This window comes from Candidatus Kapaibacterium sp. (assembly GCA_023957315.1).
GTDB lineage: Bacteria > Bacteroidota > Ignavibacteria > Kapaibacteriales > UBA2268 > PGYU01.
The window spans coordinates 209,129-225,260 of sequence record JAMLHE010000002.1; the positions used below are offsets into that span (position 1 = coordinate 209,129).

The 16,132-nt window shown below is 37.8% G+C and carries 15 protein-coding genes; 4 read left to right on the forward strand and 11 right to left on the reverse strand.

Going from position 1 to position 16,132, the window contains the following annotated elements; all coding sequences use genetic code 11:
* Positions 1 to 57 precede the first annotated feature (57 nt).
* A complete protein-coding gene (locus M9949_02695; GenBank protein MCO5250313.1) occupies positions 58 to 2,064 on the reverse strand; it encodes a T9SS type A sorting domain-containing protein in 2,007 nt (668 codons plus the stop codon).
* Between the two features lie 152 nt (positions 2,065 to 2,216).
* Between M9949_02695 and M9949_02700 the strand changes: the two genes are divergently transcribed.
* Genes M9949_02700 through M9949_02710 form a run of 3 tightly spaced genes read left to right on the forward strand, consistent with a single transcriptional unit; the run spans position 2,217 to position 4,739 of the window.
* Positions 2,217 to 2,963 carry an ABC transporter permease gene (locus M9949_02700; GenBank protein ID MCO5250314.1) on the forward strand — a complete coding sequence of 249 codons (747 nt, stop codon included), beginning with the start codon at positions 2,217 to 2,219 and terminating at the stop codon, positions 2,961 to 2,963.
* A gap of 21 nt (positions 2,964 to 2,984) precedes the next feature.
* A complete protein-coding gene (locus M9949_02705; protein ID MCO5250315.1) occupies positions 2,985 to 4,034 on the forward strand; it encodes an ABC transporter substrate-binding protein in 1,050 nt (349 codons plus the stop codon).
* A 9-nt stretch (positions 4,035 to 4,043) separates the two neighbouring features.
* A complete protein-coding gene (locus M9949_02710; protein ID MCO5250316.1) occupies positions 4,044 to 4,739 on the forward strand; it encodes a hypothetical protein in 696 nt (231 codons plus the stop codon).
* Here M9949_02710 and rlmB read toward each other — a convergent pair.
* Entirely contained in the window at positions 4,717 to 5,469 is a 753-nt protein-coding gene (gene rlmB / locus M9949_02715) for a 23S rRNA (guanosine(2251)-2'-O)-methyltransferase RlmB (protein ID MCO5250317.1), read from the reverse strand. The genes M9949_02710 and rlmB overlap by 23 nt on opposite strands.
* A gap of 143 nt (positions 5,470 to 5,612) precedes the next feature.
* On the opposite strand from rlmB, the gene M9949_02720 reads away from it, so the two are divergent.
* Positions 5,613 to 6,455: a DUF4349 domain-containing protein gene (locus M9949_02720; GenBank protein ID MCO5250318.1), complete on the forward strand. Its 843-nt coding sequence runs from the start codon at positions 5,613 to 5,615 to the stop codon at positions 6,453 to 6,455.
* Positions 6,456 to 6,471: 16 nt separating this feature from the next.
* Here M9949_02720 and M9949_02725 read toward each other — a convergent pair whose 3' ends face one another.
* From M9949_02725 to M9949_02765, 9 genes are all read right to left on the reverse strand, one after another.
* Positions 6,472 to 6,690: a hypothetical protein gene (locus M9949_02725; protein ID MCO5250319.1), complete on the reverse strand. Its 219-nt coding sequence runs from the start codon at positions 6,688 to 6,690 to the stop codon at positions 6,472 to 6,474.
* A gap of 80 nt (positions 6,691 to 6,770) precedes the next feature.
* A complete protein-coding gene (locus tag M9949_02730) occupies positions 6,771 to 7,103 on the reverse strand; it encodes a nucleotidyltransferase domain-containing protein (protein MCO5250320.1) in 333 nt (110 codons plus the stop codon).
* On the reverse strand, positions 7,100 to 7,498 hold the full coding sequence (locus tag M9949_02735; GenBank protein MCO5250321.1) for a nucleotidyltransferase substrate binding protein: 399 nt from the start codon (positions 7,496 to 7,498) through the stop codon (positions 7,100 to 7,102). Before M9949_02735 ends, M9949_02730 begins: the two co-directional genes overlap by 4 nt.
* A gap of 2 nt (positions 7,499 to 7,500) precedes the next feature.
* Complete coding sequence (locus tag M9949_02740; protein MCO5250322.1) at positions 7,501 to 10,029, reverse strand: YfhO family protein; 2,529 nt, start codon at positions 10,027 to 10,029, stop codon at positions 7,501 to 7,503.
* Between the two features lie 264 nt (positions 10,030 to 10,293).
* Positions 10,294 to 10,917 carry a hypothetical protein gene (locus tag M9949_02745; protein ID MCO5250323.1) on the reverse strand — a complete coding sequence of 208 codons (624 nt, stop codon included), beginning with the start codon at positions 10,915 to 10,917 and terminating at the stop codon, positions 10,294 to 10,296.
* A 13-nt stretch (positions 10,918 to 10,930) separates the two neighbouring features.
* Positions 10,931 to 12,436 carry a hypothetical protein gene (locus tag M9949_02750; protein MCO5250324.1) on the reverse strand — a complete coding sequence of 502 codons (1,506 nt, stop codon included), beginning with the start codon at positions 12,434 to 12,436 and terminating at the stop codon, positions 10,931 to 10,933.
* A 10-nt stretch (positions 12,437 to 12,446) separates the two neighbouring features.
* Complete coding sequence (locus M9949_02755; protein ID MCO5250325.1) at positions 12,447 to 13,064, reverse strand: hypothetical protein; 618 nt, start codon at positions 13,062 to 13,064, stop codon at positions 12,447 to 12,449.
* Positions 13,065 to 13,068: 4 nt separating this feature from the next.
* On the reverse strand, positions 13,069 to 14,505 hold the full coding sequence (locus M9949_02760; GenBank protein ID MCO5250326.1) for a T9SS type A sorting domain-containing protein: 1,437 nt from the start codon (positions 14,503 to 14,505) through the stop codon (positions 13,069 to 13,071).
* Positions 14,506 to 14,514: 9 nt separating this feature from the next.
* On the reverse strand, positions 14,515 to 15,912 hold the full coding sequence (locus tag M9949_02765; GenBank protein ID MCO5250327.1) for a hypothetical protein: 1,398 nt from the start codon (positions 15,910 to 15,912) through the stop codon (positions 14,515 to 14,517).
* Between the last annotated feature and the right edge of the window lie 220 nt (positions 15,913 to 16,132).

Below are 16,132 nucleotides of genomic sequence, written 5' to 3' on the forward strand. Positions count from 1 at the left end.
AAAATGTATTTCAAACTATGCTTAAATTAAGGAAAAATCCTTAAATCTTAAAATGAATTAATCAATTATCATGAATTTTATATGTCGGACAACACCATTGATGCTAATTTCGATGTAATAAACACCTGAAGCTAACGAATTTCCTTCCGCATCTGTCAATAAAATATTTTTTTTGGTAACGAATTCCGAAATATTAATTGATAGTTTATTCAATAATTTGCGTGATAAGTCGAACAATTTTATTTCAGACACTCCGCTCAAATCCGTGACTATGACTAAATTTGTATTGTCTGATGCGGGATTGGGATAGAGCAATGTGTTTAATACTTTGTCGCGAGTCAAATCAATTCGCAAAGTTCCTTCTTCGGATATTACTCCTTGGCTTAGATTGAGATATGTGCCCGAATGAAGGCGCTCCTCTTTGATTGCCCTCACCATATAATAATTCCAAATATGCTTGGCAGTAACATCGGTAAATGAAGTTGTGGTCACAATCTCATCCGAAATTCGTTGGTACTGTCCGTATTTTTCATCGGATGAATAAACATAATAGCCAATAATATTGCTATCGGGACTTTCATCCCACGACAAATGAATTTGTGAGTCGCTTGTGACAGCCAAATTTGATGGCGATTGGACAAAACTTGTTTTTAAAGTTGGGTCGCCGATTAGAGCTATATGATTCATACGCCTTGCATACGGGCTTGAAGCACGATAATTATTTGGGCGGGAATTTTGCGACAGCAATGTAGAATAAGCAATAGATTCGCCAAAAGCTGTATGGTGGAAGAACCAATGAGGACGCCCTGACCATACGCAAATCAAACCACCGGGTGCTGCTGCTAAAGCTGCTCGCATTAAATTATTTTCCGAATCCCAATCGCCGAAATATGAACCGAAAAGCTGAGTGAACGCTACGCGCATCGGTTTGCTTGCAAAATCTTCCGCATATGCGACCCTTTCAGCACGTACAAAAGAGCCGGGACCGCAACCGTAACCCCATATATAATCATTATCAGAAACCATATCGCGTAAATCTTCATCGTCTATCTCTCGCCAATCCGTCATCGCCGAAAAACTCATCCAAGCTGATGCGGCAAAGCCCTCTTTTAAATCTGGTCCGAATGCATCAGATACAATCATTTTGTCCGGGTATCTGTCAATTCCGGTCCTGAATCTATGGTTTTTGTCCAAATATTGCTCCAACAATTCAAGCTCGTTCTTTTCAAAAAAAGGCAAATTGAACATATCTACTCTGCCGACTGCAATTTCAATATCCGAAGGAATGATAATTTGGTCAAATTTTCCGTCATTCGGACGGTTTCGTGTTCTTTCGTCATCGGATTTCAAATTGGTTAATGTATCTGTCCAGATGCCGTCAACGTCGCCATAAAAAATATCCGATGCCCATGCACCATCATGGTCTGGTGTGTGCCCGTCAACGGCGAAACTGCCGGAATAAGGCACCGCAATTCTTCCAAAAAGCAAAACAGCAGTGATATTTTCCTTGTTGTAATATTCGATTATTTTTCCCTTTGTTTGCATCACTTTGGCACTGTCAAATGTCTCTGCTCGCGGAGCAGTATCTCGGAAAACTCGCCATCCGTCAACAAACATATCTTTTGACAGTCTTTCAATTTTATCGTTCAAAACCAAATCTATGCTTTCATCAACCAAAATCAACACATTGCCACGATGTTCTATCGCCGGCACATCAATCCCTATGTTCATGTAACCATAAGCAAAATAATCAATCATGTCCTTTTCAATCAGAAATTCATACCAACGACCGCGTTCAAAATCTGTGAAAACATACTGCGAATCGAAACGGCTGATTGTTTTAATTGGGTCGCCAAATAGCGAATCTTCCTTGAATTTCATAAAAACAGTATAGCTGTATGCGTTGGTGTCGGCATCCCAAGTGAAAATGGCATCCAATCTGCCTGAAGTTGAATCAAGCACAGGAGTAAGCAATAGTGCATATCCACGGCTCGTTTCAGGGATTTGACCATCGCTGACTCGAGCAGAGAGTATATATAATAATAAAAATAAAAAGTATTTCATTTTCTTTCTCTCAAATATCAAATAAACACATACGACTTGATAAAGTTCCAAGTAACGAGCAAAATAGTTAGAAAAAAAATGATTATTTTGCATGTTTGTTTCAATTACTATTTACAAATATGTTAAATTTTCCGGCATTTATAGGACGCAAAGTGATAAATTTCACTGCCGAAGTCGGTAGAATCGTAATTCTGCTGGTATCTGTATTGAAATATTTCCCCCGAGCAATCAAAGACCGGAAATTAGTGCTCGACCAAATGGCAATCGTCGGCTCGGATTCATTGCCACTCGTTGTGTTGATTGGTTCATTTACAGGTGCAATTGCAGCGCTTCAGGCAACGAATTTGTTCGACAAATTCAACTTGGTCAATATCGCCAAGCCTTTTATCGGCTCATCAATCGCAACTGTCGTTTTTACCGAGCTTACTCCTGTGCTTACTGCATTGGTCATCGCCGGGCGAGTAGGTGCTTCAATGGCAGCACAACTCGGCACAATGAACGTAACTGAGCAAATTGATGCACTCGAAATGATGGGAATTGATAAAAATCGCTATCTTGCTATGCCACGCGCTATCGCTACATTGTTTATGATGCCTGTGCTTGCAGTATTTTCAAACGTCGTGGCTTTGGTCGGTGGTTTTTTACTTACCTATATCAAATTTGAATTCGAAGCGGCAACATTTTTTGATTCTGTCCAAAGATTTTTCCAAGCAAGCGAAGTGCTCTTGGGCTTGACCAAATCCTTCGTTTTCGGTGGAGTGACGGCGTTGATTGGTGTACACGTGGGTTTTGCAACCACAGGCGGCGCCGAAGGAGTCGGGAACAGTACAGTCAGGGCATTCACTTTGTCCGCTGCTGCAATTTTGATAATAGATGCCTTATTTGGCTATATTTGGTAGATATAAATTGAGTTTAATCATATGAATAAAATATACAAAATATTGATTTTTGTCGCATTGTTCTTTATGTTTTCATGCGGCAAAGAAGAGGCAGTGGCGCCTGAGCAGAAGATTATAATTGCCGCAATTTTGGATACCACCGGACATTACAGCCAATTCGGCAAGGAAGTGATTCGCGGTATGGAGCTTTACACACGTAAGTACGCTACGTCGTATGAATTGAGGTTCTATGACAGCAAAGGTGATGCTGATGTGGCTCTTGCAGAATTCATCAAGATTGCATCAAACACATATACACGTGGAGTAGTTACACTCGCAAGCTGGATTTCAAATGCAATTGCCGAACCTGCAAAAAATAATCGGGTTGTCCAATTCGCAGTTGGGAGCGCTGTTTATAATTTTGCAAATTTGAAAAATTGCGTACGATTCACGTCCGATGTAAACGACGAAATCAAGTATCTTTCCAATTATCTGAATGATTATAATCGTATCGTAATTATGCACTTCGATAATGATTATGGAGTAACTTGGAACAATAATTTGAAAGGCAACTTAGGTGGCAAAATCATCCGTTCATTTTCGTACCCCGATACGATGACGCAATTTACTTCAATTTTGGAAGAAGTGAAAGCACTAAACCCTTCCAGACTTGTACTGATAAGTACCCGCGAAGCTGTACATATTGTACGTCAAGCAAAAGCTATCGGTTTGAATGTTCAGATTGTTGGCACGAGACCTATTCTGACTGAACAATTACTCGCAACAAGCGAAGCGAATGGATTGATTTTCAGCTATCCCAATTTGGATGAGCATTCTCCGGCATATCAAGATTATTTGTCAAGATATGGCAAGAAACCATCATCTTTTGTGGCGGAAGGCTATGATTTGTGTTTCGGGCTTGACAATGCAATCAGAACTAACGGCACTGCCCCTGCTGACATTTGGGATTGGTTCGACCACAACGGCTTTTACGGAATGTTAGGGCGAATCAAATTCGATTCCCTCGCTCAAGCATCATACGATTATAATTTGAATATCATCAAAGATGGTGATTATGTAATATTCCCTTGATTTAAAAAAATGACTGAAATAAAATTCTCAAAATACCCGTTCGGAACAAAAATCCGACATCATGTTTCTACAAATAATTATTTGCCGATTGAAGAATTGAAATATATTCCTGAATCATATCCGGAAGCTTTGAAAACAATTGATTGGACCACACTTTTTGCTAACGGAACCGCACCGAAATATTTGGATATCGGTTGTGGACGCGGCAAATTTTTGATTTTACGCTCTTTCGAAATTGGCGATGACAATATTTTAGGCATAGAGATTCGCCCTGAGCCCGTCAGTTGGATTAATGTTGTTGTGGAAGGCGAATCAATTAGCAATTGTCGTGCTTTGCATTATAGCGTAGCCAACAATATGCCTTTCGTCGAGAGCAATTCAATAAGTGAAATTTATTATCTTTTCCCTGACCCATGGAGCAAAAGGAAGCATTATAAAAAACGTGCTTTTACTGCCAAATTTGTGAGCGAATGCCATAGGGTTTTGGCTGATGACGGAAAATTATTCCTTGCCACTGACGTACCCGAAGTGCATACTTATCAGATTAATTTGCTCCGCAAATTAGGACTATTCGATGTCCATATTTTGGAATCACGCGACGAATGGCAATTACCCGCAACAAATAAAGAGAGATTTTGCATCAGGAAAAATATTGATGTTTACCGGACAATTTGCACTAAATCTAAGCCATCCGTTGGCGGTTAATCTCGAAAAGTACGATTCCTGCGGAAACTGATGCATTGAGTGAATTGATTCTGCCCGACATCGGGATGCTGATGATGTCGTCGCACTTTTTACGAACATTTTCCTTCATGCCCGAGCCTTCGCTCCCGATAATTATAACGATTGGTCGGTCGTAAATATTATCGCTATATAGCCTTGTGGATTGCATATCTGCGCCATAAATCCAGAACCCTTTGTCCTTGAGTGTTTCGATTGCATTCACTAAATTTGTGACTTTGCAAATGTCCAAATGCTCCAAAGCTCCGGCTGATGCTTTGACAGCAACAGGTGTAATCGGTGCAGAATTGCGAATTGGCATAACCAATCCCGTGACTCCGGCACATTCGGCTGAACGAGCTATTGCACCAAGATTTTGAGGGTCGGTAATGCCGTCTAAAATCAAAAGCACAGGCTTGTTGCTTCTTGCGAAGGCGTTATCCGCGAGTTCGCCCAAATCAACAGTCTTTGCCATCGTTCGCAATGCGATTACACCTTGCGATTTGGCGTCTCGCGGCAGAACACTATCCTCGAGATTCTTGAATTTCATTTTGTCATAAGTAATTACCGGCACTTTGTTGCTTTTTGCCAATTTGAAGATGGGGTTTGTGCCGTGCAATCCGTACAAAATATAAATCTTTTCGATTTCACTTCCCGAACTCAATGCTTCTGTAACGGCATTCCTACCGTAAATATAATATGCTTGTTCACTCATGATTTTGCTGTCTGTATAATAATTTATCAATAATGATATTTAAAAATATAATTTAATATTCTAAATCGTTAATCACATAATAATGTTGTACAAAAGTAATTTATATTGGTGATACATTTTTATAATTGTATTGGGAGTCAGAAATGAAACAGAGCTTTATTTTTTTGTTAATGCTTCTTTCGGTCACATTGATATCATGTCTCGACGAAGGTGGCAGCGGTAGTGGCGGCGAAAATTTGCAATCAGAAAGGATGATGGCGCCTCCTCCCGACATGGCAAAAATGTCAATAAATGAGGATATGTCCGGCAATGAAAACACCGGACAGGAAATAGTCGAAACTCGAAAACTAATCAAAGATGCTCGATTGTCATTTGAAACTAAGGATATGCAAGCTACGAGAAAAAAAGTATCTGAAATATTGCTAAAATACAATGCCTATTTGGACAACGAAAATGAATTTGCCACAGAATATGAACTATCCAATAGCATGACTATTCGCGTTCAATATGACTTATTTGAAAAATTTGTAGATGATTTGCTCACAAATGAAGAAAAAGTTGTCGAAAAAAGCATAAGTGTACGAGATATTACAGCCGAATTTTTGGATGTCGAAGCCAGATTACGAACTCAAAAAGAGCTTGAAAATCGTTACAGAGAGCTATTAGCAAAAGGCAATAGCGTAACCGAATTGCTCGAAGTAGAACGAGCTTTGGCAAACGTTAGAGCACAAATTGAATCAATGGAATCGCGAATGAAACATATGAGTAACCAAGTTGCCCTTTCGACCGTTAATCTCAGATACTTCAAGACGCTCGAATCGAAGAGTTTCAGCTTCGGCGAACAAGTACTCAAAGGCTTCGAGAACGGCTGGTTGGCTATTCAATGGTTTATAATCGGCATCATCAATCTTTGGGCATTCCTGATTATCGGTGCAATTGTATTTTTCATCGTGTATAGAGTAGTTAGAAAGCCTAAGAAGGTGTGAGGAAAGATTTAGACCTTCAATCCCAACTTCTTTCTTTTTTAATGTGTTGTTCAATGTCTATATCTTTCCATACATCTGAACCTAAAGAGTTAAGCTCAGACAAACGATGCGTACCACCGTTGACTGTTTGAATTTTTAATTTCAGTTCGTCAACCATCTTTTGAATCAAATATAAATTGGATTCAAAATCAAGCTTTTTGATTTGATTTAATATATGTTCAATATTTTGGTTCATTATCAATACCTATTCTTTTTCTGATAAACGCAATCTCAAAAGTAATAGTGTTTGTTGAATGTTAAAATCAAATAATCAAACTATAAAGCTCTTTTTTTATAAATTTCTATACCGTCACGTTTGATTAACTCAATCAATTGTTTGTTTGAAATTTTGCTGAAGATATTCACATCGGCACTAAGCAACATTGGACTTTCGTTTTCGATTAAGTATTTAATTCGTGCAACGTGCTCAAATTCAATGTCTTTGCCCTTAAGCGATAAGTCAATATCTGAAGCTAATTGGTAGTCTCCACGTGCACGACTGCCATACAAAATGACTGATTCAATTTCATCAATTGATTCGAAAATTGACATGAGGTAATTCATGTCTTTCTCTCTCAAACCGAATTCATTTGTTTGATACTCAATCACTTTATATTCTGCATTTTCGATTTAAAACTGTTGAATTCGGGTAAAAAATCGCTAATAATTTGTTGCAGATATTTGCGACTTACGGTTTCGTCATAAATATGGCTGAGACTATTCCTTGCCTCGAGTATTTCTTCCCAAATAAATGGGTCAATTAATCCATTTGTTGCCATTTGGGTCATTACCGGGCGAGGTCCTTTTATGTCGTTATACCCCAATTCGACAATGTAATCTTGCATTACTTTCCAAGCCAAATCGAATGTATATTCGAACCTTTGAACAAGTCCGTCTTTTTCCAATTCATTCAATTTGTCGAAATGAGTCGCACCTTTGTTTAAGCTTTCTAAAGCTTTGCAATAGTTTCCAAATCTAAGTTGACGTTTATATTTCGGTGCCATGCTTATTCCTCATTCACGCTTTGTAATTGCTTTTTCTCTCTCTGATTCAAAAATATTCCAATTGCTAATAATGCCAAAATCAAAATATTGGAAATCATTGAGAATGTTTTGCCCTGCTCGAATGCCGGGGAGGTCAAAGTGAATACGATTTCGTGTTCGCCCGGAGGCACAACAACCGAACGAAAGGCATAATTAGTCTTATAAATAGGTAATTCTTTGTCGCCGATAAAGGCTTTCCAGAAAGGATAATATGTCTCACTCATGAAAAGTAGGTTGTTGCCTGTGGCTTTGACCTTGAATATTATCGAACTGTTACTTTGGGAGACGAATTGAGCAGTGGCACCTTCTGTTGCGGGTTCGATGTTGATTTTATGGTCTTCCTCGAAAAAGGCAACACGCTCCGGATTGAAGTTGCCTTCTTTCATATTCCGCAAAATATCCATCGGTCTGGCGATTGCTACTGAATCAACGAAAAATGCTCTCGGCAAAAATGCCGGATTGAAATACACGTACCATCCGGTTTGTTGAGATTGGTAAGCGGGTTGAACTTGACCATAAGGTTGCGGAGTGATGAGATACTTGACATTGAGCAAATTCCACAAGAATGGATTTGTCACTTGATTAGTCGAGCCTTCGTCTGCAACGTCAAGCAAATCTTGATAGACGCGCAATTTTGCAGGGTGATAACCGCCAACATTTTCAAGTTTGAAATATGACGGCAAATTTGGTGAAATACTTGCCATCGCAAAGTCGGCAATTCTACTTTTTTCTGCATCTTGCTTGATGAAATCAACCACGTCAGTTGCTCTTAATGCATCTCCGACTTGGTCAGTTTCGGTAATATCGAGCGGACGGAATCCAACTCGCCATAAGTCTATGAAAAGTAATAATATTATCGAAATGAAAAACAAATTTGTTTTGAGGCGACCTTTGACAAATAAAAATGCTAATGCTGCAAAAATCGCATAAATAAATCCGTTCATAATCCAATCGCCAATCATATGCGACCATACAAAATCCGGCAAATCAGGGATTTGCTGCATAACGGATCTGAACGATTGGTTGGCTGTATTTGTGACTGCATCGATGTAAAATGATTTCATGGCTGTGGCATAAAACAAACCAAGCACGAGGAAAGCTCCGGCAGAAATCAAAATATAATTCATGATTTTTTTGCCTTCGGGGCTATTTTCACGCCTATACTTCACCAAGCCCGTTAATCCGTATCCTGCCATAATTGGGAATGCGAATTGCATAATTGCAAGTGCCATGCTCGGCGCTCGGAATTTGTTGAAACTCGGCACATTGTAGAAGAAGAAATCGAACAATATAGGCAAATTATTTCCAAACGATAAAAACAACATAAAGAGGGAAATTGCCATTAACGATTGGACAAATGCATCTTTGCGGTAAATCACAAATCCCGCAATTGCCAAAAACACAACAATAATCCCCATATATGGGGCGACGTCCTCGAAAACTTTTTGTCCCCAATATGTTGGAATTTTGATTTCCTCACCTCTGGTTGCAGGACCCGTGTAAGGCAATTTGCCGAAGCCGTAATAATTAGGTACGAAAAAGGTCATTACTTCCTGTGGTGAAAATGACCACATCGTGGCATATTCGTAAGTGTTTCCTCCGTCGTCCGCTTGGGCTATTCCATCTGTTTGAGTAATTGGCGAAGCACCGCGAGTAGAATATGGAGTGTATTCTTGTATGGACAAATATCTGTCCGACGACATAAGGAATGCAAAGCCTCCTGCTACCACCAGCACCCCAATTAGCTTGACCATCCCAATCGGGTCGCGTTTGGTGATAAAGCGGCTAATGAGCTCGAAAAGTACGTAAACACCAATCGCTATACCGCTGTAAAATATCATCTGAACGTGCGTGGATTCGAAAATCAAGTGGATTGAGATGACTAACAAAGTTGCGTATAGAATCGAAAATTTCTCTCGGACTTTTTCCATCAACATGAAAATATAGGGCAGCAGTGCCATCGTAATCGGTTTAGTGTTGTGCCCAATCATTATCCAATGTATGATACCCGTTGAATAAAGAGCCGCAATCGCCACAAAAAATGCTATAGCGTGCATATGTTTTTTGGAGCGCATCAGCAAATACATTCCAATGCCAAAGATTACGTAAAATTGCATGACGCGGACGGAATCGTTGCCAAAGACATCGCCCATCAAGCGTGTATAGCCAAAAAAGACGGATGAGGTCACGTCCCAAAGGCGGTCGCCTGTGAGCAAAAACGATGCAAAACCCGGCATTCCGGAGAAAATGTACGGCACCCAATGCGGGAAATCGCCATTTCTGGAGGCTTCGTCCAAGTAATTCCTGAAGCTAATCGAAGCAAAGTTATCGGATGCCGCCAACTCGTGCGAAGTGATAACACCCCAAAAGAACACGAACACCGACAGCACAATCAATCCGATGAATATCAAATCGCGATACTTTTCGGGGAATAAAGTGAAAGTATCATTGCTAAGAGTAGCAACACTTTTCTTGGTAATCTTTTTTGTCATCTTTTGCCTCATCTCCAAAATTTCATTTTCAAAAAACTATAAAACGAAACGCCACTGAGTTTAATTCAAATTTAATAAATCATTTTGAAAGAGAAGAGGGAAAAATGGAAAGATTAATATTTGTCTTCATCCTGTCCATCACGAAATCCGCTATGTAGCTATAAAAACAAATCCATCCGATGACTCCGAGCCACCGGATGAATGCAGGATAAAAAACTTTGGGACAAAAAAGCCCCCCGCATTTGGTGCAGGGGGCGGATTAAATTATGGTGAATAAGAAATTTCTGTATTAGGTAGCCATTTAATTAATGAATCAATTTCGCTCTGAGGTACATTTGTATCAATAATTTCTAACTTTCGTAAAGTACCTTTTAAGTTTTGGATTGTAGAAGGTAACTTACTAATCTTTGTATCGTTAAAATTCAAATCTTCTAAATTAATCATATTCCCGATTTCATCAGGAATAGAATCAATTGGCGAATCTGCAAAACTTAATGAAATTAACGAAGTAAGTGTAAATAATGATGGTGGTATTTTTGACATATTCGCATTGTAAATATGTAGATACCTTAAACTTACCAAGCGGTCAAATTTATCGGGTATAAACTCATATGCATTTTCTAAAGAAATAAAGTAATCTAAGTTTTTCAATTTAAAAAATGCTTCAGGTATAACTTTGATACCATTATTGTATAGACCAAGGACTTTTAAATTTGTCAAATCTCCAATACAATCAGGTATCGAACCCATATAGCTATCAATAGCAATAGTATCAGGATGATTGAACATATTTAATTTGTACAAAGAACAATCACTTGGTTTTGTTGATTCTTCACCACAAGAAGCTAACAATAATAATAAGAGAAAACTAATCAAATACTTTTTCATTTTGAACTCCTTTTTATTGAATTGATTTGTCATATTTAGGATTGTAGTCTTCGTCCAAACATTCCTGACAATTACCACTTTGATTAGTTCGAGAACAATTTGGTACCACGTAAGCTCTAACTTCCGAACCTTCCGTTGCGATAAATCCGGGTTTGAAAATAATTTCATTTGAAGCTCGAAATGTTACGTTCCTTGCTTCGGGGCCAATTACAAAATCTGCATCATACCCTATCGGTCTTTCATCGGGACATACTGTTATTCTACCGGGAGTACCTTCGGCTCTGTAAGTGTAGTAATTACCGTTAATGTTTTGGTTAAATAAGTTTAATTCCTGTTGTTGGTCGTAAATAGTACCCATATCAAACTCGGTAGCGTCAGGGAATTGCATTTTCGATTCAATTATAAATCTATAAAGTAAACCTGCAGTGGCTCTTATTGTGTACGGTAATAAAGCGTCACGAAACGCTCTGCCGGCATATCTAGTCAACTCCCATTCAGCCCAACCTACTTTTATATTGTTCATAAAATCAGGTTTTGTATAGAAAAATTCTTCATTAGGGAAATATGATTTAACTATTGATTCAATCTCACCTATGCCGATATTATAATTTGTATTTCCATTACTCGGTCTTGTTCCAAAAGAACCGAAATGGTCAGATAGTTGAGCTAATGTATAAAAAAGGTATAATGTTTTATCACCATCAACTTCGCAAAAAGGATTTACGAAACCACCACGTTCTTCCAAGACTCTTTCGGCTGTCCAATAGAATTCTTCCCGATAGATTTGTTTGTGAGCAAGCCAATGCTCAAAAGGTGCGGTATGAGCATTATTCGGTCTCGGGTGCATTGACCTTTTAGCATGCTCAGGCACTCCCATGTCAGTAAGAAGATGGCACAGCCTGCCCAAGAAATTAAAATAAAGTAGCCTGCATTGTAGGTTGCCAACTGGCCAATAATAATTATTGGCCACATCATAATAAATATTTAGCAAAGGAATATATTTATAAGAGTAACTCACCCAAATTTTATCATTCCAATACCATTTATGCAAACTACCATTTGCTTCTGGAGAACAAGCTTTCATTTCAAAACCTACGGTAAGAGGTATCTCGAAGAATTTTGCATAATCGTCGTTAATAAATCGAAGAGCTTTTGTATAAGCTGATGGGAAACTTCCTCCATCATAAAGTTTCACTTTACCATATGGATTATCAGCATCCCAAAAATGTGTAATACTAGTATGACTATTAAAAATGCCACTATAATGATAAACTATATCGTATCTATCTTCCTGCCATGAACCACCTGTTAAGGTACCTGTATAGTGTCCATAATTTTCAATATCACCAACAAAAAAATCTAAATCAGCAATACCGTTTTCTTCTTTACTTAATTGAATTTTTAATAGCTGATACGCCTCATAAACTATTCTCTGATGTACTGGAACTTCCTGTTGTTCATGAGGTAAAGCTCTTGAAATACTAAATATAAAAATCAAAAAATAAATTGTCTTTTTCATTTAATCACCATTAAAATTTATAACAAAAATTTAAAAAATAGTAGCTCGGTGTAGAAGTAAGATGTGATTCAATTGAGAATTTCGCAAATAATATTCGTCTTAATAATTGAAATGAGATATTCTGATTCACTCGGTAGTAAAAAGCAAACCCAAAATCAAAGTCTGTATTTTGATCATCTGAAGCTACACTTCCCAAATGAAATGAAAAACGATACTTTGAATTTACTGAACCTAAATAATATTTGATAACAAACGAAAGTCCACTTTGAGAATAAATACCATCTTTAACTTTGGAATAATACTCATCAACCACAGGACTTGATTTTTGTGCTTTACCAATCCATGAATGGAATGTGGTTTCAAATGAAAAAATATGAGATTTGGTAAATGGGATTTCAAAACCAATATTAAATGCAGGTGCCATTCCAATAAACTCCTTGAAGTGAGCACCGCTGTTTGCTAGCCCTGCTCCGCCTATCAGTATGAAATCAATCTTCTTTTTAGGTCTGGGAGTCTTTGACTTTACCATAGGTTGAATCGTAATTGAATCAGCTTCCCAATCGTCGGCGTAAATATACACACATTGAAAGAAAAATATGATGAGCATAAATGTAAATATGAGTTTCATAATATTATCTGCTCAAAATAAATTTATCCGTAATAATATCATTATCGGTGACAATATGAATATTGTAAACTCCTACTGCATGTTGGTTAGAATTCCAAAACAATCTATGCCAACCTTTATTGCGATATCCTTCGTTTATATTAAGTGTTTCATTCCCTGAAATATCAAAGATTTTTATTTGAACCTTTGTTAATTCCTCAACATAATAATCAATTATTACAATTTCCTTAGCCGGATTAGGATATACTCGAATCATTTTTAAATGTTCGTTTAGCGATGATGGCTGTTGCTTGACCATTTGCAATGGAGGTGCTATGTACCATAATCCAATATTTGTAGCGAGGGTATCCCCTGTAAAATAAAACACACCACCTACTAACATTGAATCACCTTTAAAAGCTACATCAATGACTGCTTCGTTAGTACCTGTACCAAAAAATTCCCAGTCAGTTCCGTCCCATTTGACAATATTTTGGCAATAATTGGTGTCGTTTTCTACCATAGCAAAACTACCGGCTACGATGAGATTAGTGCCATTACTTTTCAAACGATGAATATGCCCATCTATACCATCGTCTAATGCTGACCAGACTGTACCGTTCCATTTAACTATATTTTTTGCATTAATAGAGCCACTTGATGTATAAACTGAATCAAAATATCCACTGAAATACAAACCATCATCAGTTTTTATAACATTTATGATTTCGCCATCAGGACCATACTGCCCAAATGTACTCCAGCTTTCCGTACTGTCATTCCAAATTCCAATCCCCTGAGCAAATGAATTATCAACCGTATCAAACTCACCAACAACAAATACCTCGTTTTCGTAAGCATATATCCCATTTACTACTTTATTGAGACCACTATTTAAATTAAACCAGTTTGAACCATCCCAATATGCGATATTATTCGCAAGTATAGTATCGTTAGCTGTAAATAAGGTATCAAAGTTACCTCCAATATAAAGACTATTATTACACTCGACTATTGATACTATTGGTCCATTCACTTTAATGGGTAATGCCTGCCAATCTCTTGAGTTAATATTCCATTTAGCTATATTCTTTGCTTCGATTGTACCTACGGAATCAAAAATCCCAACAACATATAGTATGCTATCTTTGATAAGCAAATCATTTATAACTGCAAAATATTCACCTCTTACGCCTGCTGTGATGCCTGCACCAAGTGGTAACCAAATTGAATCCCTTAGCTCCGCGATACCATTAAAAGAAAGTGTATCATAAAACCGTTCAGAAAAATATCCACTAACAAAAAAACTTTCTCCACTAATAACAATTCTATTAGCCGGACCTAACCCCCAGGCTTGTTTGTCAAAAACAAAGTCTCGCCAATTGGAATTATCATTTTCTATTGTTTTTAAAATATTAGTCATACAGATAATTAAAAACAACACAATCATTGACTTTTTCATTTTAAACTCCTATTGTTTTTGTATAATCTTTTTTATTTCTTCGTTTTCATTTTTGAGTTCAATGATGTATAGTGTAAGTTCTTCAATTTTTTTCAATAAGCGGGCTTGCATATCGCCAAGTTCAACGCCATTGTTAGCTACTTCTTCGGCATTGGGAATTCCGGGCAAATGCTTGTTTGTTTTTATGAAATCTTCAAGTTCACTGAGAGATTTCAACTTGTAGTCATCTTCGAATACATAGTCGGGCCAACATGGTGCACCCGAAAGCGATACTCTAACTTCCTTAGCACAAATGGTGCCGTCCACAGTTAATCTCGCTTCAGGATTTTCAACTCCACTAATCCATACATTACCATTAGCACGAACTATAAAGGTTTCTGTGTCGTTATGTCCCGCAGAAATCAGTTTATAACCAACATCATCATTATAAATTCCATTATTTCTTCGTTCAAGACGTAAAATTATTCCATGTCCATCAGCGGTATCCCATCTTGTACCATTGTGCCATGGATAAAACTCATCCGAGACAGATAATAATGCTCCGAGCTTTGCAGGACCTAATCTTGCATTTTCTATATTAATTATCGGAAAATTATAAGTTTCTTGTGACCATGGATGGCAGCCAATCCCCACAGATTTGCCCCAAGCAGATACGGAAATAATATCCGTAATACCACGGGGTGGTTGATTAGTAGCTGGAGGTAATGTCCACCCTGGCAAAGGACCATGAGAAATGCAAAAAAGCCCTCCATTATTACGATTATCAATATGAAACTGTGAGCCATTATTATTTGGATAAAAAGTAACTGTTCCATCATTTCCATCTTTACCGGTTGATATTGTTCCCCTAACATCAAGAGGGTGTCCCGGATTCTCAGTCCGTATCCCAACATTTCCATCTGGAGCGACTGTCATTCTGACAGAATCATCAACAAAAGGTGCGGAAGTTGTGGCAAATCGAATCTTTCCTTCCGAGTTTCGAGTTGTTAGTACAATACCTTTTGATAATTCATCTGCTTGAAAGACCATATCCCTGATGCTATTTGGGACTTTGGTATAATAGAATTGATTCACATCGTTTAGCAAGCTGATTTGCCCACCATAAGTTAGTTGCTCGCTGATATAGACGGATAATCTTATTGTTGCTTCATCACAATAAGGTGGTGTAGGGAATGCTAAATTTTTAGACTCAATATGCAATGGTTTAGAAGGTCCATTCGTTTGAATCCCTACAAATCCGGCAGGTGGGAAAACATTGGGACAAGATTGTGCCTCTGTAAATGAATAGTTCGCGATAAACATTGCTAAAACCATTGCAATATTAACTGCAATGTAACGTCTCTTGTACTCTTGTACTCTTGTACTCTTGTACTCTTGTACTCCACTCTTTTGACCCGCTTGTTTCATGGGTATCCCTTTATAAATGTAAAAAATATATTATAGGCTTCCGCCTCTTACAATTTACCAAATATAAAAATCCTTTTCAAAGAATATACTCTCCCTAAATGTAATGACACTTCAAATCGTAAAAAGTTACAGGGGAATATCTGAAAATTACAATTTTATTTTTTCCGTCAATTATAACAAAGACGGGACAGAAGGTATGACAGATCAAGACTTCGGAAGT

Coding starts and splice junctions, on each gene's coding strand:
- M9949_02720 (MCO5250318.1), top strand. CDS start 5,613: ATGAAACAGAGCTTTATTTTTTTGTTAATGCTTCTTTCGGTCACATTG.
- M9949_02710 (MCO5250316.1), top strand. CDS start 4,044: ATGACTGAAATAAAATTCTCAAAATACCCGTTCGGAACAAAAATCCGA.
- rlmB (MCO5250317.1), bottom strand. CDS start 5,469: ATGAGTGAACAAGCATATTATATTTACGGTAGGAATGCCGTTACAGAA.
- M9949_02705 (MCO5250315.1), top strand. CDS start 2,985: ATGAATAAAATATACAAAATATTGATTTTTGTCGCATTGTTCTTTATG.
- M9949_02745 (MCO5250323.1), bottom strand. CDS start 10,917: ATGAAAAAGTATTTGATTAGTTTTCTCTTATTATTATTGTTAGCTTCT.
- M9949_02760 (MCO5250326.1), bottom strand. CDS start 14,505: ATGAAAAAGTCAATGATTGTGTTGTTTTTAATTATCTGTATGACTAAT.
- M9949_02765 (MCO5250327.1), bottom strand. CDS start 15,912: ATGAAACAAGCGGGTCAAAAGAGTGGAGTACAAGAGTACAAGAGTACA.
- M9949_02750 (MCO5250324.1), bottom strand. CDS start 12,436: ATGAAAAAGACAATTTATTTTTTGATTTTTATATTTAGTATTTCAAGA.
- M9949_02740 (MCO5250322.1), bottom strand. CDS start 10,029: ATGACAAAAAAGATTACCAAGAAAAGTGTTGCTACTCTTAGCAATGAT.
- M9949_02735 (MCO5250321.1), bottom strand. CDS start 7,498: ATGGCACCGAAATATAAACGTCAACTTAGATTTGGAAACTATTGCAAA.
- M9949_02755 (MCO5250325.1), bottom strand. CDS start 13,064: ATGAAACTCATATTTACATTTATGCTCATCATATTTTTCTTTCAATGT.
- M9949_02695 (MCO5250313.1), bottom strand. CDS start 2,064: ATGAAATACTTTTTATTTTTATTATTATATATACTCTCTGCTCGAGTC.
- M9949_02725 (MCO5250319.1), bottom strand. CDS start 6,690: ATGAACCAAAATATTGAACATATATTAAATCAAATCAAAAAGCTTGAT.